This window comes from Streptomyces sp. NPDC041784, assembly GCF_055591025.1.
The window spans coordinates 46,773-69,544 of the sequence record NZ_JBVJAB010000006.1 but is presented as its reverse complement, the minus strand read 5'-3'; the positions used below and the strand labels follow the sequence as shown (position 1 = coordinate 69,544).

At 73.6% G+C, this 22,772-nt stretch carries 19 protein-coding genes and 1 pseudogene; 9 read left to right on the top strand and 11 right to left on the bottom strand.

The genetic code is table 11. From position 1 onward, the window contains the following. Nucleotides 1-63: 63 nt before the first annotated feature. The gene (gene metG / locus ACZ6D7_RS14705) at nucleotides 64-1,779 is read right to left on the bottom strand and encodes a methionine--tRNA ligase (RefSeq protein ID WP_469489667.1); all 1,716 of its coding nucleotides are present in this window, start codon (nucleotides 1,777-1,779) and stop codon (nucleotides 64-66) included. 151 nt (nucleotides 1,780-1,930) lie between these two features. Next, a complete protein-coding gene (locus tag ACZ6D7_RS14700) occupies nucleotides 1,931-3,883 on the bottom strand; it encodes a VWA domain-containing protein (RefSeq protein WP_469489665.1) in 1,953 nt (650 codons plus the stop codon). A 267-nt stretch (nucleotides 3,884-4,150) separates the two neighbouring features. Between ACZ6D7_RS14700 and ACZ6D7_RS14695 the strand changes: the two genes are divergently transcribed. Beyond that, nucleotides 4,151-6,232 (top strand): PhoX family protein, encoded by a 2,082-nt coding sequence (locus tag ACZ6D7_RS14695; RefSeq protein WP_469489662.1) that lies wholly within the window; start codon nucleotides 4,151-4,153, stop codon nucleotides 6,230-6,232. A 16-nt stretch (nucleotides 6,233-6,248) separates the two neighbouring features. Here ACZ6D7_RS14695 and ACZ6D7_RS14690 read toward each other — a convergent pair. The 4 genes and pseudogenes from ACZ6D7_RS14690 to ACZ6D7_RS14675 all read right to left on the bottom strand — a co-directional run. After that, a pseudogene (locus ACZ6D7_RS14690) lies at nucleotides 6,249-7,100 on the bottom strand (FUSC family protein); the annotation flags it as partial. Continuing rightward, on the bottom strand, nucleotides 7,067-7,237 hold the full coding sequence (locus tag ACZ6D7_RS14685) for a hypothetical protein (RefSeq protein WP_469489657.1): 171 nt from the start codon (nucleotides 7,235-7,237) through the stop codon (nucleotides 7,067-7,069). The gene ACZ6D7_RS14685 and the pseudogene ACZ6D7_RS14690, both read right to left, overlap by 34 nt. A 30-nt stretch (nucleotides 7,238-7,267) precedes the next feature. Next, on the bottom strand, nucleotides 7,268-8,209 hold the full coding sequence (locus tag ACZ6D7_RS14680; RefSeq protein ID WP_469489652.1) for an endonuclease/exonuclease/phosphatase family protein: 942 nt from the start codon (nucleotides 8,207-8,209) through the stop codon (nucleotides 7,268-7,270). Between the two features lie 162 nt (nucleotides 8,210-8,371). Further along, nucleotides 8,372-9,151 (bottom strand): alpha/beta fold hydrolase, encoded by a 780-nt coding sequence (locus ACZ6D7_RS14675; RefSeq protein ID WP_469489649.1) that lies wholly within the window; start codon nucleotides 9,149-9,151, stop codon nucleotides 8,372-8,374. Between the two features lie 79 nt (nucleotides 9,152-9,230). Here ACZ6D7_RS14675 and ACZ6D7_RS14670 point away from each other — a divergent pair, with 79 nt between their 5' ends. Further along, a complete protein-coding gene (locus ACZ6D7_RS14670; protein ID WP_469489646.1) occupies nucleotides 9,231-10,571 on the top strand; it encodes an aminotransferase-like domain-containing protein in 1,341 nt (446 codons plus the stop codon). Nucleotides 10,572-10,595: 24 nt separating this feature from the next. On the opposite strand, the gene ACZ6D7_RS14665 is transcribed toward ACZ6D7_RS14670, so the two are convergent. After that, a complete protein-coding gene (locus ACZ6D7_RS14665; protein ID WP_469489643.1) occupies nucleotides 10,596-11,492 on the bottom strand; it encodes a hypothetical protein in 897 nt (298 codons plus the stop codon). Nucleotides 11,493-11,659: 167 nt separating this feature from the next. On the opposite strand from ACZ6D7_RS14665, the gene ACZ6D7_RS14660 reads away from it, so the two are divergent. After that, complete coding sequence (locus tag ACZ6D7_RS14660; RefSeq protein ID WP_469489640.1) at nucleotides 11,660-12,154, top strand: SH3 domain-containing protein; 495 nt, start codon at nucleotides 11,660-11,662, stop codon at nucleotides 12,152-12,154. A gap of 117 nt (nucleotides 12,155-12,271) precedes the next feature. Here ACZ6D7_RS14660 and ACZ6D7_RS14655 read toward each other — a convergent pair whose 3' ends face one another. Next, nucleotides 12,272-12,712: a hypothetical protein gene (locus ACZ6D7_RS14655; protein ID WP_469489634.1), complete on the bottom strand. Its 441-nt coding sequence runs from the start codon at nucleotides 12,710-12,712 to the stop codon at nucleotides 12,272-12,274. 133 nt (nucleotides 12,713-12,845) lie between these two features. On the opposite strand from ACZ6D7_RS14655, the gene ACZ6D7_RS14650 reads away from it, so the two are divergent. Together ACZ6D7_RS14650 and ACZ6D7_RS14645 are read left to right on the top strand one after the other, a co-directional pair. Then, nucleotides 12,846-14,093, top strand: a complete 1,248-nt coding sequence (locus tag ACZ6D7_RS14650; protein WP_469489631.1) for a PP2C family protein-serine/threonine phosphatase — start codon at nucleotides 12,846-12,848, stop codon at nucleotides 14,091-14,093. A gap of 132 nt (nucleotides 14,094-14,225) precedes the next feature. Next, nucleotides 14,226-15,572 carry a hypothetical protein gene (locus tag ACZ6D7_RS14645; RefSeq protein ID WP_469489626.1) on the top strand — a complete coding sequence of 449 codons (1,347 nt, stop codon included), beginning with the start codon at nucleotides 14,226-14,228 and terminating at the stop codon, nucleotides 15,570-15,572. A gap of 32 nt (nucleotides 15,573-15,604) precedes the next feature. On the opposite strand, the gene ACZ6D7_RS14640 is transcribed toward ACZ6D7_RS14645, so the two are convergent. Continuing rightward, nucleotides 15,605-15,790, bottom strand: coding sequence for a hypothetical protein (locus ACZ6D7_RS14640; protein ID WP_469489623.1), 186 nt, complete (start codon nucleotides 15,788-15,790; stop codon nucleotides 15,605-15,607). A gap of 137 nt (nucleotides 15,791-15,927) precedes the next feature. Between ACZ6D7_RS14640 and ACZ6D7_RS14635 the strand changes: the two genes are divergently transcribed. Together ACZ6D7_RS14635 and ACZ6D7_RS14630 are read left to right on the top strand one after the other, a co-directional pair. After that, nucleotides 15,928-17,271 carry a helix-turn-helix domain-containing protein gene (locus ACZ6D7_RS14635; protein ID WP_469489620.1) on the top strand — a complete coding sequence of 448 codons (1,344 nt, stop codon included), beginning with the start codon at nucleotides 15,928-15,930 and terminating at the stop codon, nucleotides 17,269-17,271. Nucleotides 17,272-17,447: 176 nt separating this feature from the next. After that, complete coding sequence (locus ACZ6D7_RS14630; RefSeq protein ID WP_469489615.1) at nucleotides 17,448-18,161, top strand: GAF and ANTAR domain-containing protein; 714 nt, start codon at nucleotides 17,448-17,450, stop codon at nucleotides 18,159-18,161. Between the two features lie 41 nt (nucleotides 18,162-18,202). Here the strand turns inward: ACZ6D7_RS14630 and ACZ6D7_RS14625 are convergent, their stop codons facing one another. Beyond that, nucleotides 18,203-18,988: a hypothetical protein gene (locus ACZ6D7_RS14625; protein ID WP_469489611.1), complete on the bottom strand. Its 786-nt coding sequence runs from the start codon at nucleotides 18,986-18,988 to the stop codon at nucleotides 18,203-18,205. 342 nt (nucleotides 18,989-19,330) lie between these two features. On the opposite strand from ACZ6D7_RS14625, the gene thrS reads away from it, so the two are divergent. Further along, nucleotides 19,331-20,554, top strand: a complete 1,224-nt coding sequence (thrS, locus tag ACZ6D7_RS14620) for a threonine--tRNA ligase (RefSeq protein ID WP_469489607.1) — start codon at nucleotides 19,331-19,333, stop codon at nucleotides 20,552-20,554. A gap of 68 nt (nucleotides 20,555-20,622) precedes the next feature. Beyond that, the gene (locus ACZ6D7_RS14615) at nucleotides 20,623-21,594 is read left to right on the top strand and encodes a nucleoside hydrolase (protein WP_469489603.1); all 972 of its coding nucleotides are present in this window, start codon (nucleotides 20,623-20,625) and stop codon (nucleotides 21,592-21,594) included. Nucleotides 21,595-21,659: 65 nt separating this feature from the next. Here ACZ6D7_RS14615 and ACZ6D7_RS14610 read toward each other — a convergent pair whose 3' ends face one another. Next, complete coding sequence (locus ACZ6D7_RS14610) at nucleotides 21,660-22,610, bottom strand: LAETG motif-containing sortase-dependent surface protein (protein WP_469489599.1); 951 nt, start codon at nucleotides 22,608-22,610, stop codon at nucleotides 21,660-21,662. Nucleotides 22,611-22,772 lie beyond the last annotated feature (162 nt).

The window sequence follows — 22,772 nt, the reverse complement described above, 5'->3', positions numbered from 1 at the left end:
CGCCCCGCACCTGGCCGAAACCGGGTGCGGGGCGCGTTCGTGCGGGTCCCTGGTGCGGAGCGGTCAGGCCTCCTGGCCGCCGAAACGCTCCTTGTACGCCGCCAGGTCGTCGTCCGTCAGCTTGGCGAAGAGGACCGGGGGGACGGTGAAGGGGGTGCCGGCGGGGACGGAGGTCAGGGCCTTCGCCTCCTCGGCGGTGACCCAGGTCGCCGTGTCGTCCGCCAGGGCGAACGCCTCGCGCATGGTCTTCGCCGTCGACGGGATGAAGGGTTCCGAGACCACCGCGTACAGGTGGATCAGGTTCATCGCCGTGCGGAGGGTGAGGGCCGCGCCGTCCTTGTCCGTCTTGATCTCCAGCCAGGGGGCCTTCTCCTCGAGGTAGGAGTTGCCCGCGGACCACAGGGCGCGCAGGGCGGCGGCCGCCTTGCGGAACTGGAGGGCCTCCATCTGCGTCTCGTACTCGGCCAGCAGCTCGGAGATCTGCTCACCCAGCTTCGCTTCGGCCTCACCGGCCGCGTTGCCCGCCGGGACCTCCTCGCCGAAGCGCTTCTTGGAGAAGGACAGCACGCGGTTGACGAAGTTGCCCAGGGTGTCGGCGAGGTCCTTGTTGACCGTCGCCGTGAAGTGCTCCCAGGTGAAGGACGAGTCGTCCGACTCGGGCGCGTTGGCGATCAGGAAGTAGCGCCAGTAGTCGGCCGGGAGGATGTCCAGGGCCTGGTCGGTGAAGACACCGCGCTTCTGGGACGTGGAGAACTTCCCGCCGTAGTACGTCAGCCAGTTGAAGGCCTTGACGTAGTCGACCTTCTTCCACGGCTCGCGCACGCCCAGCTCGGTGGCCGGGAACATCACGGTGTGGAAGGGGACGTTGTCCTTGGCCATGAACTCGGTGTAGCGGACCGTGTCGTCGGCCTCGTACCACCACGACTTCCAGTCCCGGTTCTCCGGATCCTGGTCCGCCCACTCCTTCGTCGCGCCGATGTACTCGATCGGGGCGTCGAACCAGACGTAGAAGACCTTGCCCTCGGCGGCCAGCTCCGGCCAGGTGTCGGCCGGGACGGGGACGCCCCAGTCCAGGTCGCGGGTGATCGCGCGGTCGTGCAGGCCTTCGTTCAGCCACTTGCGGGCGATGGAGGACGCCAGCTGCGGCCAGTCGTCCTCGTGCCGGGAGACCCAGGCCTCGACCTCGTGCTGGAGCTTGGACTGGAGGAGGAAGAGGTGCTTGGTCTCGCGCACCTCCAGGTCCGTGGAGCCCGAGATCGCCGAGCGCGGGTTGATCAGGTCGGTGGGGTCGAGCACCCGGGTGCAGTTCTCGCACTGGTCGCCGCGGGCCTTGTCGTAGCCGCAGTGGGGGCAGGTGCCCTCGACATAGCGGTCCGGGAGGAAGCGGCCGTCGGCGGGCGAGTACACCTGGCGGATGGCGCGCTCTTCGATGAAGCCGTTCTCGTTCAGCTTGCGGGCGAAGTGCTGGGTGATCTCCCGGTTCTCGGGAGACGAGCTGCGGCCGAAGTAGTCGAACGCGAGTGCGAATCCGTCGTAGACGGCCTTCTGCGCGTCGTGCGCCTGCGCGCAGAACTCGTCGACCGGGAGGCCCCGCTCCTTCGCGGCCAGCTCGGCGGGGGTGCCGTGCTCGTCCGTGGCGCAGATGTAGAGCACGTCGTGGCCGCGCTGGCGGAGGTACCGGGAGTACACGTCCGCCGGGAGCATGGACCCCACCATGTTGCCCAGGTGCTTGATTCCGTTGATGTACGGAAGGGCGCTGGTGATGAGGTGTCGAGCCATCGGAGGCTGCTCCCAGTCGGTCGTTTTATGAGCCTTGAAATTGAAATCGTAGCCGACATGGGTGGGCCGCCCGCCTCCCGTTTTAAGGGGTGGGAGGGGGCGGCCCGATTACTGCGGGTCATGAGTGCCGAGGGTGTTGCGGGTACGGGGGCTACGGGCGCCAGTTGGCGAGGACGCCCTCGTACAGTTCGGCGTCCGTGAGTTCGCGCGGGGTGGGGCCCGCGTGGAAGAAGGACGCGTTGGGGGTCTTCAGCTTGCGGAGATAGTCGAATGCCTTGTTGTCGTGCTCACCGAAGGCGACGAAGGAGAAGAACACGCCGGGGTGGTTCTTCGCGGCGTCGGTGAGGGACTGGGTGGCCGGGGTCTTGGCGTCCGGGGCGCCGTCCGTCTGGAACACCACCAGGGCGGGGGCCTGGGAGTTCTTCGACTTCTCGTGATGGCTCACGACGGCCTCGACGGCGGCGTGGTAGCTGGTACGGCCCATGCGGCCCAGGCCGGCGTGCAGGTCGTCGATCCTGTTCTCGGGGTCGGTGCGGGTGAGGTCGGCGGTGCCGTCGACCTCCGTCGAGAAGAAGACGACGTGGACCGTGGCCTCGGGGGCCAGGTGGGCGGCGAGGGCGAGGGTCTGGTCGGCGAGGGCCTGGGCGGAGCCGTCCTTGTAGTACGGGCGCATGGACGCGGAGCGGTCGAGGACGAGGTAGACGGCGGCCCGGGTGCCGGTGAGGCCGGCCTTCTCGATGGCGTCGGCGGCGGGGTCGCTGGCCGCGGGTTCGGTGGCCTCGGCGGTTGCCTGGGCGGCGGCCTCGGGCTCGGTGGCCTCGGCTTCGCCTTCGGCCTCGTCGTTCCCACCCGCACCACCCGTGCGGGTTTCGTTGTCGGGTGCGGGCTCCTCCAGGGCGGCCTCGCCGTCGGCGGCCTCGGGCTCGGTGGGCTCGGCCTCAGCCGTCGGCTCCGCCTCCGGCTCGGCCGTGGGCTCCTCGACCGTCTCCGGCGTCGGGTCCTCGGCGACGGGCTCGGTCTCCGTGGCCTGCTCCACCTCGGGCGTCGGCTCTTCGGCGACCGGCTCGGGCTCTGTCTCCGCCGTCGGCTCGATCACCTCCGGCGCCGGCGCCTCGGCTTCCGCCTCCGCAACCGGCTCCACAGCCGGCGCCGGCTCCTCCGCCACGGCCTCGGCCTCCGGCTCTGCCTCGGCCTCGGCAACCGGCTCGGCGACCGCCTCAGCCACCGGCTCGGCGACCGCCTCAGCCACCGGCTCGGCGACCGCCTCAGTCACCGGTTCGGCAACCGCCTCGGCCTCCGCGACAGGCTCGCCCTCGGCCTCAGCCTCGACCGTGGCCTCAGCTTCCACTTCGCCGACCGGCTCGGCGACCGCCTCGGCCTCCGCCACGGCCTCCGGCTCCGGCTCCGCCTCGGCGACGGGCTCCGCCTCGGTCACCGGCTCAGCCTCGGCGACCGGCTCAGCGGCCTCCTCGGCCTCCGCCTCCGCCTCAGCCTCGGTCTCCGGAGTGACCTCAGCCACCGGCTCAGCCTCGGCCTCGGCCTCAGCCTCCGGTTCTGCCTCGGCAACCGGCTCAGCGACCGGCTCAGCGATCACCTCAGCCGCCGGCTCCGGCTCGGAAGCCACCGGCTCCGGCTCCGGCTCAGCCTCAGCCACCGGCTCAGCAGCCGCCGGCTCCGGCTCCGGCTCAGCAGCCGCCGGCTCCGGCTCCGGCTCAGCAGCCGCCGGCTCCTGCTCAAGGGCCTCCGGCTCAGTCGCCGGGGCGGCCTCCGTGTCCGTCTTCGGCTCCCCGGAGGGGGTCGGCTTCGGGACCGCCACGTTGTCGAAGGCCGCTGAGACGAGGTCATGGGCCTCGGAGGACTCCGAGCGGGGCTCGGGGACCTTCGGCGTGGGCTCAGAGGCCTGTGCCGACGTGGGCTCAGAGGCCTCCGGCGTGGGCTCAGAGGCCGGTGACTGTTCCTGTGCCGGCGTCTGTCCCTGCGAGGGGACCTCTTCCTGTGCCGGCGTGTGCCCCTGCGAAGGGACCTGTTCCGCACCCTCCGCCTCGAGGGCGCGCTCCTTGCGTGAGCGGCCGAAAGCGTTCCGAAGGCGAGTGAGAATGCCCATGCGCGCAACCCTTCGCGTGAGTTGATGCCCGTCAATCCCTGGCCAGGACGGACACGTAAGGTTAGCGGCCTCACGTGGCGATCTTGGGCAGGGGTGAGTAAGGGGAAGTGGGGTGTGTCAACACCGCCTCTCAGCCTTGTCCGCCGCAACCTCAACACCCTTGTCGCAGCCGGGGATTCACCCGCCGTTCACCCGGTCGCCGCGCTTCCGCACATACGTGCCCCTACCGTCACGCTCACACCAAGGGCATGCAAGGGGAGATTAAAGGTGCGCAAGCTTCTTCCGATCATCGGAACGCCGTCCGGATCGCATCCCGGCGGACGATCCGCCCTGACCTGTCGTTTCCGTTGTGGCGACGCCTGTTTCCACGAGGTGCCCAACACCAGCGACAACGAGTACGTCGGCGATGTCATCGCCGGCGCCCTGTCCCGCCGCACGATGATGCAGGCCGCGGCCGTCGTCACCGTCGCCACGGCGGCCGGAACCGGTGGTGCGCTTCCCGCCGCCGCGGCGCCCCAGGACTCGTCTCAGGGCACGGCTCGGGCCACGTCCAAGAAACCCGCCGCCGACGGCGCCCGCGGCCTGCGCTACTCCTCCGTCGCGCCGAACACCGCCGACGCCGTGACCGTCCCGGACGGATACAAGCAGAATGTCGTGATCCGCTGGGGCGAGCCCATCCTGCGCGGCGCGCCGGCGTTCGACCCGGAGAAGCAGACCGCGGCGGCCCAGGCCGGCCAGTTCGGCTACAACAACGACTTCCTCGCGCTGCTGCCGCTCGAGGACGAGTGCCGGCGCCAGCTCCTCGTCGCGAACCACGAGTACACCGACGAGGTGCTCATGTTCCGCGGCTACGACCCCGCCAACCCCACCCGGGAGCAGGTCGAGATCGCCTGGGCGGCGCACGGCCTGGCCGCCGTCGTCGTCGAGGAGGACCGCCGGACGGGCGCGCTGACCCCCGTCCCGCGCCACCACCTGAACCGGCGCGTCACCGCCACCACCGAGTTCCGGCTCACCGGCCCCGCCGCCGGGTCCGACCTGCTCAAGACCTCCGCCGACCCGACCGGCCGCAAGGTCCTCGGCACGCTGAACAACTGCTCCGGCGGCACCACCCCGTGGGGCACCACGCTGCACGGCGAGGAGAACTTCAACCAGTACTTCGCCAACAGCAGCCGGGCCACCGACAAGCGGTACGGCATCGGCACGGGGGCCACCGAGCGCAAGTGGGAGCGTTTCGACAAGCGCTTCGACGTCGCGCAGGAGCCCAACGAGGTGCACCGGTTCGGGTACGTCGTCGAGCTCGACCCGTACGACCCGACCTCCACGCCCCGCAAGCACACCGCCCTCGGCCGCTTCAAGCACGAGGCCGCGACCGTGCGGCTGACCGAGGACGGCCGGCCGGTCGTCTACTCCGGTGACGACGAGCGGTTCGACTACTTCTACAAGTTCGTCGGCACCAAGCGCATGAAGAAGGGCTCCTCCCGGGCCGTGCGCGAGCACAACCTCTCGCTGCTCGACGAGGGCACCCTGTACGTCGCCAAGCTCACCGGCGACTCCCCGGCCCTCGAGATCGACGGCACCGGCAAGCTCCCCGCCGACGGTGAGTTCGACGGCAGCGGCGAGTGGATCCCGCTGGCCACCGCCACCGCCTCGGGCGCGGTCTCGCACGTCGAGGGCATGACGGCGGACGAGGTGTTCGTCTTCACCCGGCTCGCCGGTGACAAGGTCGGCGCCACGAAGATGGACCGGCCCGAGGACATCCAGCCCTCGCCGGTCACCGGCAAGGTGTATGTCGCGCTCACCAACAACAGCAACCGCGGTGTCGGCTCGAACGCCAAGGCGGACGAGGCCAACCCGCGCAACGCCAACAAGCACGGGCACATCCTGGAGCTGACCGAGCGCTGGAACCGGCCGGAGAGCAAGACCTTCGCCTGGTCGCTGTTCCTCGTCGCCGGTGACCCGAACGACCCGGCGACCTACTTCGCCGGGTTCCCCAAGGACGACGTCAGCCCGATCTCCTGCCCGGACAACGTGGCGTTCGACCCGTACGGCAACCTGTGGATCTCCACCGACGGCGCCCAGCTCGGCTCGCACGACGGTCTCTTCGGTGTGGCCACGCGCGGCGCGCGGCGCGGTGAGCTGAAGCAGTTCCTGACCGTGCCGAAGGGCGCCGAGACCTGCGGTCCGATCATCCAGGACCGGCGGGTGCTGGTCGCGGTGCAGCACCCGGGCGAGGTCGACGGGGCGTCCGTGGAGAAGCCGGCGAGCACCTGGCCGGACGGGCCCGGGAAGATCGTCCGCCCGGCGGTCGTGGCGGTGTGGCGCGCGGACGGCCGCGACATCGGCGTCTGACACCGAAGGAGGCGGGTCACCGACCCGCCTCCGCCCGCGGTGACGTGATCGCGCGGGTGGCGGCGACCTCCTGGCGCAGTGGTTCCAGGACGCTGTCCGGCGGACCCGTGAGGTCCGTGCGGACGGGATAGAGGACCTCGGTGTCCCGCAGGCCCTCGGCCAGCTCCCGCAGCTGGAGTGCGACATGGGCGATCTCCCGCTCCGACGGCGGTCCGGCTCCGTGCTTGACACGGACCCGGGCCGCCGTCGTCGCGTCCACGATCCTTTCCACCGCGACGACCAGCGGCCACCACGCGGCGGCCCGTCGTCCGGTGGGCGGCGGCTCGGTCAGGGCACGCTGGAACTCCGTACGGACCACGGAGAGGTCGCGGTAGAGACGGCGCCGCATCCGGGCGCGGGCGGCCGGGACGACGTCCGGGCCGAAGGCCGCCTCGACATAGCGGGAGGCGTCGGCGACCGCGTCCGCGAGCCGGTCGCCGACCCGGGTGTGCCAGCTCTCGGGCCAGAGCAGATAGCCGGCGACCAGCGCGATCGCGCAGCCGATCAGGGAGTCCACCAGGCGGGGCAGCAGCAGGCCGGTGCCCTGGTGGTTGAGGACGTCCGACAGGAGCAGGATCACCGGGGTGATGGCCGCCGTCTGGTAGCCGTAGCCGCGCGGGGTGAGCGCCGGGATCAGCGGGGCCAGGAGCAGCATCACGGGCACGTCCCACCAGCCTCGCGGTACCTGGGAGAGGACCGCGGCGGCCACGACGAGTCCGGCGACCGTGCCGAGGGCCCGCAGCAGGGCCCGGGAGAACACCGAGCCGAAGTCGGGCTTGAGGACGAAGGTGATGGTCAGGGCCACCCAGTAGGAGCGGGGGACGGGCACGGCCCGATCACCAGGGGCAGGGTCATGGCGACGGCGGCGCGGGCGACGGCGGGCCGGTTGACCGGGGAGCGCTGGGGCCGCAGGTTCCGCACCAGCCAGTCGGGAGGGGTGAGGCCGATGGGGAACTGGCGGGACATGGGCTCATTATGGGCACCGCCCGCGAACGGCTATTCGGGCCGGTGGAGCGTGAGGTCCACGAGCAGCGAACGGTGGTCGGTGCCGGGCAGGTCGAGGAAGCGGGCGTGGCTCGCCGAGAACTCCTCGGACACGAGCACATGGTCGATCTGGGTGCCGAACGCGGGGGTGGTGTCGCTCGGCCAGCTCGGTTCGCGGCCCTCGCCGGCCAGCCGGGCGGCGTCGCGCAGCCCGGTGTCGAGGATGCGGCGGAAGACGGCGTGGTCCTGGGAGGCGTTGAAGTCCCCGGCGAGGACGAGCGGTCCGTCGTCGTGCCGGGCGGCGAAGGCGCGCAGCCGGCCCAGTTCCGTCTTCCAGAGGGAGACCTGGCGGGGCAGCGGGGGTTTGGGGTGGGCGAGCTGGAGCCGTACGGCGTGCCCGTCGACGTCGGCGACGGCCCCCGGCATGCCCATCCTCCCGGGGACGGCCGGGGCGGCCGTGAGCGGGAAGCGGCTGAGGACGACCGACCCGACGGAGGTGTCCCCCTCCACGGCCGCCCGGTAGGGGTAGGCGGCGCCGACCTCGCGCCGCAGCCGGGCCTGGCAGGTGTACTCGCACTCCTGGACGAACACGATGTCCGGTTCGTCGCGCCGGATCACCGGGATCAGGGCGCCGGTGGCCCAGCCGAACTCCACGTTGGAGGTGAGGACCCGCAGCCGGGCGAGCGCCGGTCCGCCGGGCTCGCCGCCCGGGCCGTACGGCCGGACGTACCAGGCGAGCAGCGCGAGGACCAGGACCCCCCAGACCAGGCCGGTCCACCAGCGGGCGAGCAGGGCGAGCGCCGCGGCCAGGCCGGCGGGCACCAGCAGCCACGGCAGAAAGGCCAGCACCTGCGGTACGGGGGTGACGGCGTCGGTGTCGGCGGTCCGGCAGCCGACGACCACGCTCACCCCGGCCAGCAGCAGCCCCGCGCACCAGGCGCCGAGCAGCCGCATCCGGTGCCGGCCCCGCCAAGGCGGCGCGGCGGAACGCTCGGACGACCTCGATGCGCCCCCCGATGTGCGCGTTGAACTCGTCCGTGTCATCCGACTCATCCGACTCCTTTGCCGGTCCCCCGCTTCGCCGGACGGGCTGTTCCTCGCATGTCCGTCAAAAGGCTACGCCTCGATCCTCGCCAGGAACTTCCCCAGCGCCGCGTCGAACTCCCGCGGCCGCTCCAGGTTCGGCATATGGGCCGCGCCGGCGATCACGCACAGCTCGGAGTCGGGGAGGGCGGCGTGCATGGCCTCGGCGTCGGAGACCGGGGTGAAGACGTCGTCCGCGCCGACCACGACGAGGGCGGGGACGGTGACCCGGGTCAACAGGGCGCGGTAGTCGGGGCGTTCGGCGCGGCCGAGGAGGGCGGCCGCGGCGCCCTCGGGGGAGGTGGCCGTCATCATGCGGTGGACGTGCGCCTTGACCTCGGGGGCGGCGTACGGCGCGACCATCTTCTCCAGCACCTCGTCGGCGTAGCCCCGCATGCCCTCAGTGAGCAGCCGGTCGGCCGTCTCGCGGCGCGCGAGCTTCCCGGCGCCGGTCTCCGCCGCCGGGAAGGTGTCGGCGAGGACCAGTCCCCGGACGCGGTCGCCGAAGCGGTCGTAGCACTCCATGGCGATCTGGCCGCCCATGGAGAGTCCGGCCAGCACGAAGGTGCCGACGCCGAGCGCGTCGAGCAGTTCCCGGATGTCCTCCGCGAAGCGGGAGAGGGGGGTGACGCCCAGGTGGACGGGGGAGGCGCCGTAGCCGCGCAGGTCGGGGGCGATCACCCGGCGTTCGGCGGAGAACGTCTCGATCTGCGGGGTCCACATGGTGCGGTCGAAGGGGTGGCCGTGGACGAGGACAAGGGGCGCCAGTGCGGAGTGCGGGCCTTTGTCCTCGTATGCGAGGAAGGGTGCCATGAGTGCGACCCTAGGTCGGCCCGACTTCTCGGTGCAATAAGATCATTGCCCTCGGTGCAATCTCAGGAGGGGGAGCCTCATGCGGGACTTCCGGGCCGTCGCCGACCGCATCGCCGACGACATCGCCGCCGGACGCCTGCGCCCCGGCCAACAGCTGCCCCCACAGCGGTGGTTCGCCCGCCGCCACGGCATCGCGCCCTCGACCGCCGGGCGGGTGTACGGCGAACTCGTCCGCCGGGGACTGGTGGTGGGCGAGGTCGGACGCGGCACCTTCGTCCGGGCCGCCCCGGCCGGGCCGTACGGGCGCTCGCTCGTCGAGGCGGCGACCACCGCCCCCGTCAACCTGGAGCTGAACTACCCCTCCGCGCCCGGCCAGTCGGAGCTGCTCGCCCCCGCCCTCGCGCCCCTGCTGCGGCCCGACGTGCTCGCGGAGGCGATGCGTCCGGGGGCGGCGGGCGGCACCGCCGACGCCCGCGCGGCCGCCGCCGACCTGCTCGCCCTCCCGGGCTGGCGGCCCGCCCCCGACCGCCTCCTGTTCACCGGCAACGCCCGCCAGGCCATCGCCGCCGCCCTCGCCTCCCTGGTCCGCCCCGGCGGCCGGGTCGGCGTGGAGGAGCTGACGTATCCGCTGGTCAAGGAGATCGCCGGACGGCTGGGCATCGTGCTCGTGCCACTGCCGGGCGACGAGGAGGGCGTACGGCCGGACGCGCTCGCCGCCGCCCACCGTGCCGCGCCGCTCTCCGCCCTCTACCTCCAGCCGGCCCTGCACAACCCGACCTCGCTGGTCACCACCGAGCGCCGCAAGCGCGAACTGGCCGCCGCGGTGGAGGACTTGGACATCCCCGTGGTGGAGGACCGCATCTGGTCCTTCCTGCGTCCCGACGCCGTCCCGCTCGCCGCGCACGCCCCGGGGCTCACCCATGTCGTCGACGGGCTGTCCAAGCGGGTCGCGCCGGGGCTGACCGTCGGCCTCCTCGTCGTACCGGAGCACCGGGTGGAGGCCGTGGGCGCCGCGGTGCGCTCCGGCGGGTGGAGCGCGGCGCGGTTCGCGCTGGAGGCCGCCGTGCGCTGGATCGGGGACGGGACCGTGGCCACGCTGGTCGACCGGAAACGGGCGGACGCGGAACGCCGGCAGGCGATCCTCGCCGAGCACCTGGGCACGGCCGGCGTCCGCACCGGCCCGCGCGCCTACTTCGCCTGGTGGGAGCTGCCCGCGCCCTGGCGGGCGGACACCTTCGCGGCGGCCGCCGCCGCCCACGGCATCGCCGTCACCCCCGGCACCGCCTTCACCGTCACCCCGCACCGCACCCCACCCGCCGTCAGACTCGGCCTGGCGTCGGCACCGGAGGAAGAACTGGCCCGGGCCCTGCGCACGCTGGCGGGCGTGGCGGCGGCGGGGCCGGGCGGAGGCGCCGGCTGAGCGGGCCGTGTCCCCGCGCTGCCGTCAGGCTCGGGCTCGGGTCGGGTTAGGAGGGGGAACCGGTGTGGGGGCGGGGGATGCCCGGCGCCGGGGCTGGGGCAGCCGGATGTGGAGGCGGTGGGTGAGCCAGGCGGCCGTCGCGACCGTCAGCCCCAGGGTCAGCAGGAGCCAGGACGCGGTGCGCAGGGTGGCCGTCAGGGCGTCGTAGACCGCGGCCGCCGCCGGGCGGTGGGCCGGGTCGGGCAGATCGGCGAGGGTGAGGCGGCGGCCGATCGCGACCGCGAGGCCGAGGAACGCGCCGCCCAGGGCGGTGCCCAGCGCGGTCGCCGTGAGCGCGCGGCGGCGGCAGGCGGCCACGGCGATGCCGGTGACCGCGAAGAGGACGGCTGCCGACGGCAGCCAGACAGCGGCGAAGTCGAGCACGTGGTAGCCCTTCCTCAGGACGGCCAGTTGGTCGGGCCGGAACAGGGCCACCCCGCGGTGCTCGACCGGGATGTGCGCGGCGAACGGCACATGGTCGGCGGCCAGTTGGCGCTTCAGGGGCGCGGTGACGGAGGCCAGATCGAGGGTCACGGGACGGTCGTGGTGGTCGTCGCGCAGCGCCCGCATCACCGCGGTGTGCGCGGCCTCGCCGGCCGCGTCCCACGCGGTGCGGTAGGCGCGGGTGCCGGTGAAGGAGCGGACCGCGTCCCGCACGAGGACACGGTTCAGGCCGGACGCGCGTGCCACGTCGTCACCGACCGTGTCCGCGACGACGTCCCGGACCGCCGGGTCCGAGGCGAGCGGCGCCATCGTGGTGACGTACCGGCCGGTGTCCGTCAGGCCGTACGCCGCCCAGGCCGCCAGCGTGCCGAACGGCACCAGCAGGCAGGCCAGAGCGATCAGGACGGCCGAGACGGCGGTCCGCGGGCTTCGGGACACGCTCCCAGGCAACAGCGGCCGCACGGGCGGCGCGAGCGGTGCTGGGCCGCCCGGGTGCACCCCCACCGCACCGCGCCGGAGCTGGGGTTTTCGGCCCTCCCTGCCGTCTCCGGTGGAGGGTTCACCCGAACGGGTGTTTCCTGGTTCTGGGGAGAAGGAGGCCGATCATGCGCACCACTCCGGCCCTGCGGACTCTGGCCGCGGCCCTGCTCACCGGTGGCACCCTCGCCGCTACGGCGCTGGGCACCACCGCGGCGGAAGCTTCACCGACCTACACCGAAGGACACGGCAGTGGCGACGGCTCCGTCCGGGGCACCGTCGTCTCCAGCACCGACGTCAACCTGCGACAGGCACCCACCACCCACGCACCGCTGGTCGGGCAGCTCCCGCCCGGCAGCCACGACCGTGTGCTGTGCATGGTCAAGGGACAGAGCGTCAACGGCAACCCGTACTGGTACTGGCTCGTCGGCGCCGAGGCCTGGGCCGCCGCCGCGTTCGTCGACATCGGCCGCGCGCACGTACCGGCCTGCGCCGACCCCTTCCCGCAGTGGAAGAACGGGCACTGGCTCAACTGGGACGACCCGTTCTGGAACGACGCGTGGAGCGTCGTCGCCTCCGGCTCGTTCACCATCTCGGGCTCCTTCGAGTTCAGCGCTTCTTGAGCCTCGTCGGGCGGCTGGGACTGGATCCCCGTCGTCCGGTGAGTGGAGGGATGAGGGAACACGTGGGCCCCGGCGCACAACGCCGGGGCCCACGTGGCGACTGGAGGGGGGCGGGGGCTAACGGATGCGATGGCCCGCCGCGTCCTCGTGCGTGTAGTAGCGGTAGAACAGCACCCCGAAGGTGCTCGCGCCGATGGCCACGCCCATGGCCGCAGAACGCAGCACGCTGGCACCGGTCTCACTGAAGAGGAAGCCGAACGCACAGCCCGCGAACGTCGCCCACAGCAGGGCGTGCATTTCACGCATCATGTGCGGGGCGAGGGCGTGGATGCCCATCCACAGCGCCGCGAACACGATCGCGCTCACGAAGCCGAGCAGGACGTTCCAGCCGGTGATGGGACCGCCGGAGCGGTTGTTGGCCGCGACCCAGTAGCCGTAGATCAGCCCGAGCACGACAGGTACCGCCCACGACGCGATCCGGTGGGTCCGCTCGCTGAAGACGTCGGGTGTCCTGCTCGGCCGGGACGGGGTCCGTACCGCGGGTGCCGCATGAGCCATGAGAGCACTCCTCTCTCCTCGCCCCCGTCTCCAGAGCACACCTGGCCGGGGGCGGTGGCAAGTCGGGTGCCCGCGGAGTGCCCGCGCAGGGTGCCCGGATGCGGCCGCTCGCCCACCGTGCTTCGCTGACCTCATGGAGGCCGGGGGCCACGACCCGCACGACCGCACCCCGCGGGCCCGGCGCCGGGACGTCCCGCAACGCCACCAGCTGCTGCGGATTCGGGGCCGCAGCGTCACCTGGCTGGTGCCGCTCGCCACGCTCGTCGCCATCGCCGTCGCCGACTACAACACCACCGGCGAGTTCCGGATCGTCTCCTGGTGCGTGTTCGTCTGCGCCATCGCCGCCGCGCTCTGCGGGGTGTGGACGACGATCCTGTTCGCGGTGCTCGCGCTCCTCACCTACCTCTTCGCGGACTCCGCCTGGCCCGACCAGTACCGGGCCGGGCCGGCCGACTTCGTCCTCGTCCTGGTCGGCGGGATCCTCTCCGTGCTGGCCGCCGCGGTCCGGGTGCGCGGGGAGCGGCGGATGCTGCACATGATGGACATCGCCGAGACCACCCGCCGTACCGTGCTGCGCCCGCTGCCCGCCGTCTGGGGCGGTCTGGACCACGCGGCCGTCTACCTCGCGGCCGACGCCGAGGCCCGGGTGGGCGGCGACTTCTACGACATCCAGCCCGGCCCGCACGGCACCCGGGTCCTGCTCGGTGACGTCCAGGGCAAGGGGCTGGGCGCGGTGGAGGCGGCGGCCGCGCTGCTCGGCACGTTCCGCGAGGCCGCGTACCACGAGCCGGACCTCGCGACCGTCGCCGTCCGGCTGGAGACCCGGATGCGCCGCCACCGGCTGCTCACCGCCGCCCTGGGCGGCGCCGACGGGGACCGGTTCGCCACGGCGGTCCTGCTGGGGTTCCCGCCGGGCGACCGGCGGACGGTGCAGATCGTGGGCTTCGGCCACGAGCCGCCGCTCGCGGTCGGCACCCACGGCGTACGGCTCCTGCCGTCCGGCGACGGCCTGCCGCTCGGCCTCGGCGACCTCGCCCTGTGGGCCGGCCCGCCGGCCGTGCTGCGGGTGACCGTCGACCCCGGCGAGACGTTGCTGCTGGTCACGGACGGGGTGACGGAGGCCCGGGACGGTTCGGGCGCCTTCTACCCGCTGACCGAACACCTCACGGCGGCGATCACCCGCGACCCCCGCACCGCCGAACCCGCCCGCCTGGTCACCCACGTCCGCGACGGCACCCTGCGCCACTGCCACGGCCGGCTCGCCGACGACACGACGGTCCTCGCGGTCCGCACGACGGGCTTGCCCCCGGGCCCGGAATCCGGGCGGGCACCGGGCCCGGAGCCGGGCGGGGCATCGGGCCCGGATCCGGGCCGGGGGTGACCCGGACCGCCCCACCGCCCCCGCCCCGGGCGACGAACGCCCCGTACGGGGACGTTTGCAGGCCTGGGGGCACACCTTTGCAGCAGCAGCGGTTACGGTGCTGAGGTACGTGATCGACAGGGGGAGGGGACCATGCCCGGAACCGTGCTGCTGCTGGCGGCCTCGCCCGTGGGCAAGGGGTGTCTGGTGGACGCGGCGTCCGTCCTCCCCGTGCTCGCGGCCGTGCCGCCCGCCATACTGGCCGGCACCGACACCGCGAACGTCGTCGAGCTGGCCGACCCCCTGGAACCGCAGGCCGTGCTCACCCGGCTGCGGGCCGCCGCGGCGGCACCCGGGCCGCTCACCATCTTCGTCACCGGCCAGCTCCAGCTGGACCGCCGTCAGCACCTGCCCCACCTGGCCCTGGCCCGGACCACCCCGTCGACCGTCCGCTACACCGGCCTGCCGTGGCACTGGCTGCGCGAGGAGCTGCGGCTGCGCACGCCGGGCACGACCACGCTGCTGGTGGACCTGCACGCCGACGCGGAGACCTGGGGCTGGCTGCGCGGGCACGTCCTGGAGTGCGGGCCCGGCGTCGCGGTGTACGGCCGGATCGCGCCGCCGCCGGGACGGCGTACGGTCGCGGCGCCGACGTACATGAAGGCGCTGGCGACGATACTGCGCAGCGGGGGCCGGCCGGCCGTGGAGCAGCTGCACCAGATGGCGTTGGCGCGGATCGCCGGGGAGGGGGAGGTGGGGGATCTGGTGCTGTACGGGGGTGCGGGCGTGGGGGGATACGCCCCCGCCGTCGTCCAGGACGGTCGCCACGCCCCGGCCCATCCCTCCTCGGCCCATCCCTCCTCGGCCCATCCCTCCTCGGCCCATCCCTCCTCGGCCCGTCCCGCCTCCGCCCTGCCTGCCCCGCCCCTGCCTGCCTCTGCCCTTCCCGTCCCTGTCTTCGCCGCCGCCCCTGTCCTTCCCTCCCCTCGGGGCCACCGCCCCCAGCCTCCCGCACCGGGATCCGCCGCGCCTCGTCCCCGAACGCCGGACGGGACGCAGGGCACACCGGACATACCCCACGATCCGCACGCCGCCATCGCCCTCGCCGTCCGGGACGGCAGGCACGCCGACGCCGACGCGCTGGCCGCGACATGGGAGCAGGCGGCGGCCGTCTCGCACGGGGTGGGGTCGGAGACGGCGCTGCACTGGACCGAGGTGCGGGCGGATCTCGCGATGTTCGCGGGGGACGCCGCGGGCAGCTGCCGGGCGTGGCTGGCGGTGGCGGCTGCCCGGCTGACCGCCGGGCAGCCGGTCGACGCGCCCGCGGTGGAGGCGGCCGTGGACCGGGCGCACCACCAGTGGGGCCGTATCACCGACCCGGCGCGGGCCCGTGAACTCGGCCCCGCGCTCGCGGAGCTGCGCGGCCGCGTCCCCGGCCGGCGCCGGGGCGCCCTGGACCATGTACGGCGGCAGCTACGGCAGTTGCAGACCCAGGGTTGAACGGGAGCGGGAGCGGCCGGTGGCCGACGGTCTCAGCGGCCCGTGGACTGCCCCTGCTGCCCCTGCTGCCCCTGCTGTTCCTGGGCGGTCGGGGGTGTGGTCGTGGCGCGGGCCGGGACCGCGTTGGCCGCTGCGACCAGGGCCGTGACGGCCAGCACGGCCGCGGCGAGGGCCCTGGCGTAACACTGTCCGCGGGAGGCGGATGGGCGTCCGGGCACGGCAACCTCACAGCATCGATGTCGGCGGACCACAGCTGACGACACTCATGTATTAAGCATGCTTAATTCGCCGTTTAACGTAGGGGCTGCGATAGTCCAACGGCAAGAGGCACTGGGGGAGTTGGGGGAGTCAAGGCGTGGGAGAACGGGACGAACCAGAGGTCATAGGTCGGCGCGTGCAGCGATTGCGCATCGAACGGGGCCTGACTCAAAGGCAGTTGGCGGAACCGACATACACCCCCGCGTATGTCTCCACCCTGGAGGCCGGACGGGTCCGCCCCTCCGACGAGGCCCTCAAGCACATCGCCGAACGGCTCGGCGTCGACTTCGGGGAACTGGCCACCGGACGGTCGGCGCGGCTCGTCACCGATCTGCGGCTGCGGCTCACCGAGGCCCAGCGCGCCCTCGCCACCGGGGAGGCGCAGGAGGCCGCCCGCCAGTACGCCGCGCTGCTCGCCGAGGCGCAGGAGAACGGCCTGGCAGAGGAGGAGGCCACCGCGCTGCTCGGACTCGGGGAGTGCGGGATCGACACCGGCGACCTGGCGGCGGCCCGGGACTGCTTCGAGCGGGCCGAGGCACGGCTCGCCGACGCGCCCCTGCCCAGCCGTGTCCCCGCGCTGCGCGGCCGCGCCGTCGCGCACTACCTCGCCGGTGAGCTGCGGTACGCCGTCTACCTCCTGGAATCCACCCTCGACGAGCTGAACCGCGGCGGGCTGCACGACCCCGACGCGCTGCTCCTCCTCTACGCCTCCGTCATCGGCCCGTACATGGACATGGGCGCCCAGGCCCGCGCCGCCCAGGCCGCCGAGTTCGCCCTCGCCCTCGCGCCCCAGGTCGGCGACCCCGCGCTCGTCGCCCGGATGCACCGCTCCGTCGCCCGCACGCTGCTCGCCGAGGGCCGGCTCGCCGAGGCCGACGCCTCCCTCGCCAAGGCCGCCGAGCTGTACCGCCAGCTCCAGCTGCGCACCGAACTCGCCAACTGCCACTGGATGCGCGGTTACGTCTACGCCCAGAACGGCCAACTGGAGCGCGCCGAGGGCGAGTTGCGGCAGGCCCAGGAGATGCTCGCCGCCACCCGCGCCACGCTCTACGGCAGTCAGGCGGCCGTCGAACTGGCCGACGTCCTGCACCGCCGGGGCAAGTCGGCGGAGGCCGCCGAACTGCTCCAGCGCGTCCTCGGCGACCTCTCCTCCGAACGCGGAGCCGTGCACGCAGCTGCCGCCCACCGGCTGCTCGGCATCATCGCCGAGGACGCCCGCGACACGGAGGCCGCCGAGGAGCACTACGTCCGCGCCCTCAGCCTCCTGGAACGCGCCGGCGCGGCCGGCGACCTCGCCGACCTCTGCCGCCTCCTCGGCGACCTCCTCCGCCGCACCGGCCGCGTGGAAGCGGCCCTGGACGCCTACCGCACGGGCCTGGGCCACCGCACGGCCCCAGGAACCACGACCCTGGGCCCGGCCCCGGCCCAGCCACCCCTTTGACGAGGGGATACCGGGGGGCACGAGGGGATACCGAGGGGTTTCGGTAACGGATACCAGCCCTCGGCCCCCACACGAGAAGCCGTAGCCGGCCGTAGCCAGCCGAAACCCGGTTCCCCCGCCGCCCGGCGGGTACCCGGGGAGCGACCGGAGCTGTGCGTCACCCGTGCACGGAGGTGATGACCGTGCGCAACCGGATCGGCGAGGTGATCGCCGAGGAGACGAGCGGAGCCGCTCCGGGTGAGGTCCCCGAACGGCTTTGCTCGGCCGCCGTACGGCTGCTGCCGGTGAGCGGTGCGAGCGTGTCGCTGCGCGGCGCCGGGATGCCGCTGCCGCTGAGCGCGAGCGGTGAACGGGCCGCGTATCTGATGGAGCTGGAGGCCACCCTGGGCGACGGGCCGTGCCTGGAGGCCGCGGAGACCGGCACGGCCGTCTTCGCCACCGACCTGTCCGGCGCCCGGGATACCTCCCGCTGGCCGGTGTACGCCCAGCAGGCGGCGGCCACCGGGGTGCGGGCCGTGTACGCGCTGCCCCTGGGCGACGGCACGGTGTGCGTGGGCACGCTCGACCTCTACCGGGACGTCCCCGGGGAACTGGCCGACGGAGAGGTGCGGACGGCGCGGTCCGTGGCCGACCTCATGACGGCCGCGCTCCTCGCCCTGCCGCACGGCGAGGAGTCCGGCCTCCTCGGCGACGACGGACTCTGGCTGAGCCCGCTGGCCCTGGACCACGACGAGGTCCACCAGGCCGTCGGGATGGTCATGGCCCAGCGCGGCGTCGGCCCCGACGCGGCGCTCGACCTGCTGCGCGGCCACGCCTTCGCGAGCGACCGCACGGTCCTCGTCGTGGCCCACGAGGTGGTCACCCGCCGCCTGCGCCTGGACTCCGACTGAGGTCCGGACGCGTCCGGCCGAGGTCCGGACGCGACGGGTTCTCAGACCTGCGCCCGCCCCTGCTTGCGGACGTCCGCGAGCCGCCGTACGCCGAGCTGGACGGCGGCCTGGGTCGCCTCGTTCGGTACGTCGCCCAGCCCGCCGTTGGTCAGCGCGAACGCGTCCTCGCCGGCCCGCACGGCGGCCACGTCCAGGGCGAGGACCGTGGGCTCCCCGTCGGGGTTCTCCTCGGCCGTCGCCCAGATCGTCAGCGACACCCTGAGCCCCTGCCGGGCGTCCCCCACCTCCGGCAGCGGCAGCTCCACCACCTGCACGTCCAGCACGGTCTCGTGCGCGGCCGTGGCCGTGAACCGGGCGCACGTCCCGGGCAGCGTCCGCAGCCAGGCCAGCGCCCGGTCGGCGTCCGCCGGGCGCCGGTCGGTGAGCTGGTAGCGCAGCTGGGCCCCGGTGTCGGGGTCGTCGAGCCCGACGACCGCGCGGGCCGGGGTGCCGAGCAGCTCGTCGGTGTAGAGCGCGTCGAGCAGCTTCTGGCACCCGGGCACGGCGGTGACCGCCTTCAGCAGCCCGTCCCGCCAGGTCGCGGCGCCGCGCGTCCGTGTCCAGGGGGCGCCGAGGTCGGTGTCGGTGATGAGCGCCGCCTGCGCCTGCGCCTCGGTGAGCGCGGACGGGGTGGTCGGCGCGGCGGGCCGGTTCGGCGCCGCCGAGCTGGTGGCCGGGGCGGGCTCGGCGGTCGGCGGGTGCTCCAGCCCGAGGGTGGCGCAGCCGGTGACGGCGGTGAGCAGCCCGAGGGTGGCGGAGGCGAAGGCGAGGAGGGTGCGACGGGTCATCGAGGACTGCCTCCTGAAACGCGTGTGGACTGCGGCCGCCGTGGACCGCGGGCTCCTTCTCACGGCAACACCGCACGCACGAGCCGACCAGCGCGGCGGGCCGTTCGGGTTACCGCCGTTGATGCGGGCGGTGGAAATCGGGCGGCGGGAAAACGGCTCGTCCAGCGTGGCGTCCGTTGCTACGGTCACCGGCATGCAGCGCGCCCAGCCGTCCCTCACGACGACGCCGGACACCGTCCCGGCGCGCTGATCCACGACTGGATGACCGAAGCCCCGGGGCGAGTGCCCCGGGGCTTCGTCGTGCCCCGGGCTCCCTCGCCCCCCCGAACGAGGGAGCCCCCCGTGCACGACCACCGCCGCCTCGGCCGCGAACTCGACCTGTTCGACACCGACCCCCTGATGGGCGCGGGCCTGCCCTACTGGCTGCCCGACGGCGCCCTGATCCGCCACACCCTGGAGGAGTACGTCCGTGAGGCCGAGCGCGCGGCCGGCTACCGGCACGTGTACTCGCCGGTCCTCGGCAAACGCGAGCTGTACGAGATCTCCGGCCACTGGGACCACTACAGCGAGGACATGTTCCCGCCCATGGAACTCGGCGGGGAGGGCTCCGAACAGGTGGTCCTGCGCCCCAGCCTCTGCCCCCACCACGCCCTGATCTACCGCTCCCGCCCGCACAGCTACCGCGAACTGCCGCTCAGGATCGCCGAGCTGGGCGGCATGTACCGCGCGGAACTCTCCGGGGTGCTGGGCGGACTCACCCGGGTGCGGGCCATCACCCTCAACGACGCGCACATCTTCTGCACCCTGGAGCAGGCGGTGGCGGAGGCCCGTTCGGCCCTCGCGCTGATCGCCCGCGCCTACGCCGACCTGGGCATCCGCGCGCACCGCCACCGCCTCTCGCTTCCCGGGGAGGGCGGCAAGTACGTCGCCGACCCGGACCTGTGGCGCCGGGCCACCGCGCTGCTGCGGGAGGTCCTCGACGGGTCCGGCATCGCGTACGAGGAGGCGGAGGGCGAGGCCGCGTTCTACGGCCCGAAGATCGACGTGCAGATCGCGGACCGGGCGGGCCGGGAGGCCACCCTGTCCACCGTGCAGATCGACTTCCACCAGCCCGCCCGCTTCGACCTGACCTACATCGGCGCGGACGGGGCGAGGCACCGGCCGGTGATGGTGCACCGCAGTGTCATCGGCAGTGTGGAGCGGGCCGTCGCCCATCTGATCGAGGAGCACGGCGGGGCGTTCCCGGTCTGGCTGTCGCCCGTCCAGCTGGCCGTGCTGCCGGTGTCGCAGGCGCAGGAGGAGGCCGCGGCGGACCTGGCCCGCAGGGCGGAGGCGGCCGGCCTCAGGGTCCGGCTCGTGGACGCCGGCCAGGGCAGCCTGGGTGCGCGGGTACGGGCGGAGCGGCTGGTGCCGTACCTGGCGGTGATCGGCGAGCGGGAGGCGGCGGCCGGGCTGGTCGCCGTACGCCTGCGGGACGGCGGGAAGCCGGGGGCGGTGGGTGCCGACGACCTGGTCCGCCGGATCGCGGCCCGCGCGGCGGCGCGCGGAACCGAGCTGTGGCGGTGAGCGGGGGCGCATAAGGTCGGCGCGAAGGCGCGCAACGGCTGAACCTCCACGGCAGAAGGAGTCACCAGGTGACCGACGACCGCCCCATCCCCGTGATCATCGACTGCGACACGGGTGTCGACGACGCCCTGGCCCTGCTGTTCGCCGTACGCCACCCGGGCCTGGACCTGCGGGCCGTGACCTGCGTGGCGGGCAACACGGACGTGGACGGGGTGGTCCGCAACACGCTGACCGTGCTGGAGGCGGCGGGCGCCGGGGACGTCCCCGTCGCTCGGGGCGCCGATCGCCCCCTGATCGAACCGGCCCGCTCGGCCCGCCATGTGCACGGCGAGGACGGCATGGGCGACATCCCCGGCCTGCCGGCCCCCACCCGCACCCCCGTCGACGTGGACGCGGTGACCCTCCTGCACCGCGAGATCCTCGCGTCGCCCCGTCCGGTGACGCTGATCCCGACCGCGCCCCTCACCAACATCGCCCTGCTCCTGCGCACCCACCCGGAGGTGACCCGGAACATCGAGCGGATCGTGTTCATGGGCGGCGCGGTGGCCGTCGGGAACGCCACGCCCGTCGCCGAGTTCAACGTGTGGCACGACCCGGAGGCGGCCGCGATCCTGCTGACCGCGGGGGTGCCGATGACGATGTACGGCCTGGACGTCTTCCAGCGGGTCGTCGTCCCCGGCGCGGACGTACGGCGCCTGCGCGCGAGCGCGGAACCGGGCGCCCGTCTGGCCGGTGAGCTCCTGGCCCACCGCCCTTCCGCCCCGGACCCGGACGGCGACGACCCGCACGGCGGCCTCGGCGACGCGGGAGCGGTCTGCGCGGTGGCCGACCCGGCGGGCCTCACCACGGCCCTCCTCCCGGTCGAGGTCTCCCTCGCCCCCGGCCCCACCCGGGGCCAGACCGTCGTCGACCGCCGCCCCCGCCCGGGCGAGTCCGAACTCCACGGCGACACGAGAGCCCGCCAGCTGGTGGACGTCGCCCTGGACGTCGACATCGAGCGCTACGTGAAGCTCTACCTGGGGGCGGTGGAGGGGGCATAGCGAAGCACCCCCCTGGTGGGGGGTGCTTCTCGGCCCACCGAGTCGGGTGGGCGGGACAGTCCGCGCTACGCGCGCGACGCCTTGCGGCGGCGGGTGGCGACGACGATCGCCGCTCCGCCGATCAGCAGCGCCGCGGCGCCACCGGCGATCACCGGAGTGGTGCTGTTCGCGCCGGTCTCCGCGAGGTCACCGCCGCCCCCGTTGGGCGTCGGCGCCGGCGCGCTGCTCGACTCGCTCGCGGACGGCGTCGGCGTGGCGGACTCCGACTCGGAGGGGGTGTCCGACGGCGTGTCGGACGGCGTGTCGGACGGCGTGTCCGCGGGGGGCTGCGAGGCGGGCGCCGAGGGCGACTCCGTGTCGTCGGCGGGCGGGGACGACGGCGGCTGCTCGGTCGCCGTGCAGTCCTTCGTCCCGCCGTTCCACGCGGCGATCAGCTTGTCCTTGATGACCGGCCGGTCCGGCCCCTTGGGCACGTCCCCGTGCTCGAACCCGTCGTTCGCGTCCAGCTCGCCGTCGAACTTGACCGCACCCCGGTAGAGGTCGATCTGCGCGAAGCAGCCGGCGTCCGGCACGGCGATGTCGAGCGTGTCGGTCTTCCCGGGCTTCACCGTCACCGAGTCGAAGTCGATGAACACCTGCTCACCGGAGGTGGCGAAGGTGGCGCCGTGGGCGAGGTAGGAGGCCAGCGACGCGGTGCACGTGGACGCGTCACCGGCGGTGCGCACCGAGATGTGGACCTTGCCGTCCTCGGTCGGCTTGAGGTTCTGGTCGTCGACCCGCACGGAGTCGAAGAAGTTCTCGCCGTCGAGCGAGAACTGGCAGCGGTCGGTCCCCGTCTCGGTCCCCGCGCCGGTCCCCGGCTGGTACTGCCCGCCGGACTTCCAGCCGTCACCGCCGGGCGTACCGGAGTGGGCGAAGGCGCCGGAGGCGGCGGCGACAGAGGCGGCGCAGAGGGTGAGCGACGCGGCGCCCGTCCCCAGCAGGCGGCGCACGGTGACACGTCTCGCTATGGACATGCGTATCCCATCTTGGCGAATGCCAGGGGTGATTGGTCAGATCACAGGAAACACGGGCCCCGTCAGTCACAGGCGCCACAGTGTGCGCCCATCGTCGTGTGGTCACCAGATGGCTGTCAACCTGGGCTAAACCCTGGGGAGTTCAAGTTTCCATCACGACTT

Bases quoted from the DNA above. Each gene is read 5' to 3' on its own strand.
- ACZ6D7_RS14660 (WP_469489640.1), top strand. From the start codon at position 11,660: ATGCGCACCACTCCGGCCCTGCGGACTCTGGCCGCGGCCCTGCTCACC.
- ACZ6D7_RS14670 (WP_469489646.1), top strand. From the start codon at position 9,231: ATGCGGGACTTCCGGGCCGTCGCCGACCGCATCGCCGACGACATCGCC.
- ACZ6D7_RS14625 (WP_469489611.1), bottom strand. From the start codon at position 18,988: ATGACCCGTCGCACCCTCCTCGCCTTCGCCTCCGCCACCCTCGGGCTG.
- ACZ6D7_RS14630 (WP_469489615.1), top strand. From the start codon at position 17,448: ATGACCGTGCGCAACCGGATCGGCGAGGTGATCGCCGAGGAGACGAGC.
- ACZ6D7_RS14685 (WP_469489657.1), bottom strand. From the start codon at position 7,237: ATGTCCCGCCAGTTCCCCATCGGCCTCACCCCTCCCGACTGGCTGGTG.
- ACZ6D7_RS14675 (WP_469489649.1), bottom strand. From the start codon at position 9,151: ATGGCACCCTTCCTCGCATACGAGGACAAAGGCCCGCACTCCGCACTG.
- ACZ6D7_RS14655 (WP_469489634.1), bottom strand. From the start codon at position 12,712: ATGGCTCATGCGGCACCCGCGGTACGGACCCCGTCCCGGCCGAGCAGG.
- ACZ6D7_RS14610 (WP_469489599.1), bottom strand. From the start codon at position 22,610: ATGTCCATAGCGAGACGTGTCACCGTGCGCCGCCTGCTGGGGACGGGC.
- ACZ6D7_RS14700 (WP_469489665.1), bottom strand. From the start codon at position 3,883: ATGGGCATTCTCACTCGCCTTCGGAACGCTTTCGGCCGCTCACGCAAG.
- metG (WP_469489667.1), bottom strand. From the start codon at position 1,779: ATGGCTCGACACCTCATCACCAGCGCCCTTCCGTACATCAACGGAATC.
- ACZ6D7_RS14650 (WP_469489631.1), top strand. From the start codon at position 12,846: ATGGAGGCCGGGGGCCACGACCCGCACGACCGCACCCCGCGGGCCCGG.
- ACZ6D7_RS14680 (WP_469489652.1), bottom strand. From the start codon at position 8,209: ATGCGGCTGCTCGGCGCCTGGTGCGCGGGGCTGCTGCTGGCCGGGGTG.
- ACZ6D7_RS14645 (WP_469489626.1), top strand. From the start codon at position 14,226: ATGCCCGGAACCGTGCTGCTGCTGGCGGCCTCGCCCGTGGGCAAGGGG.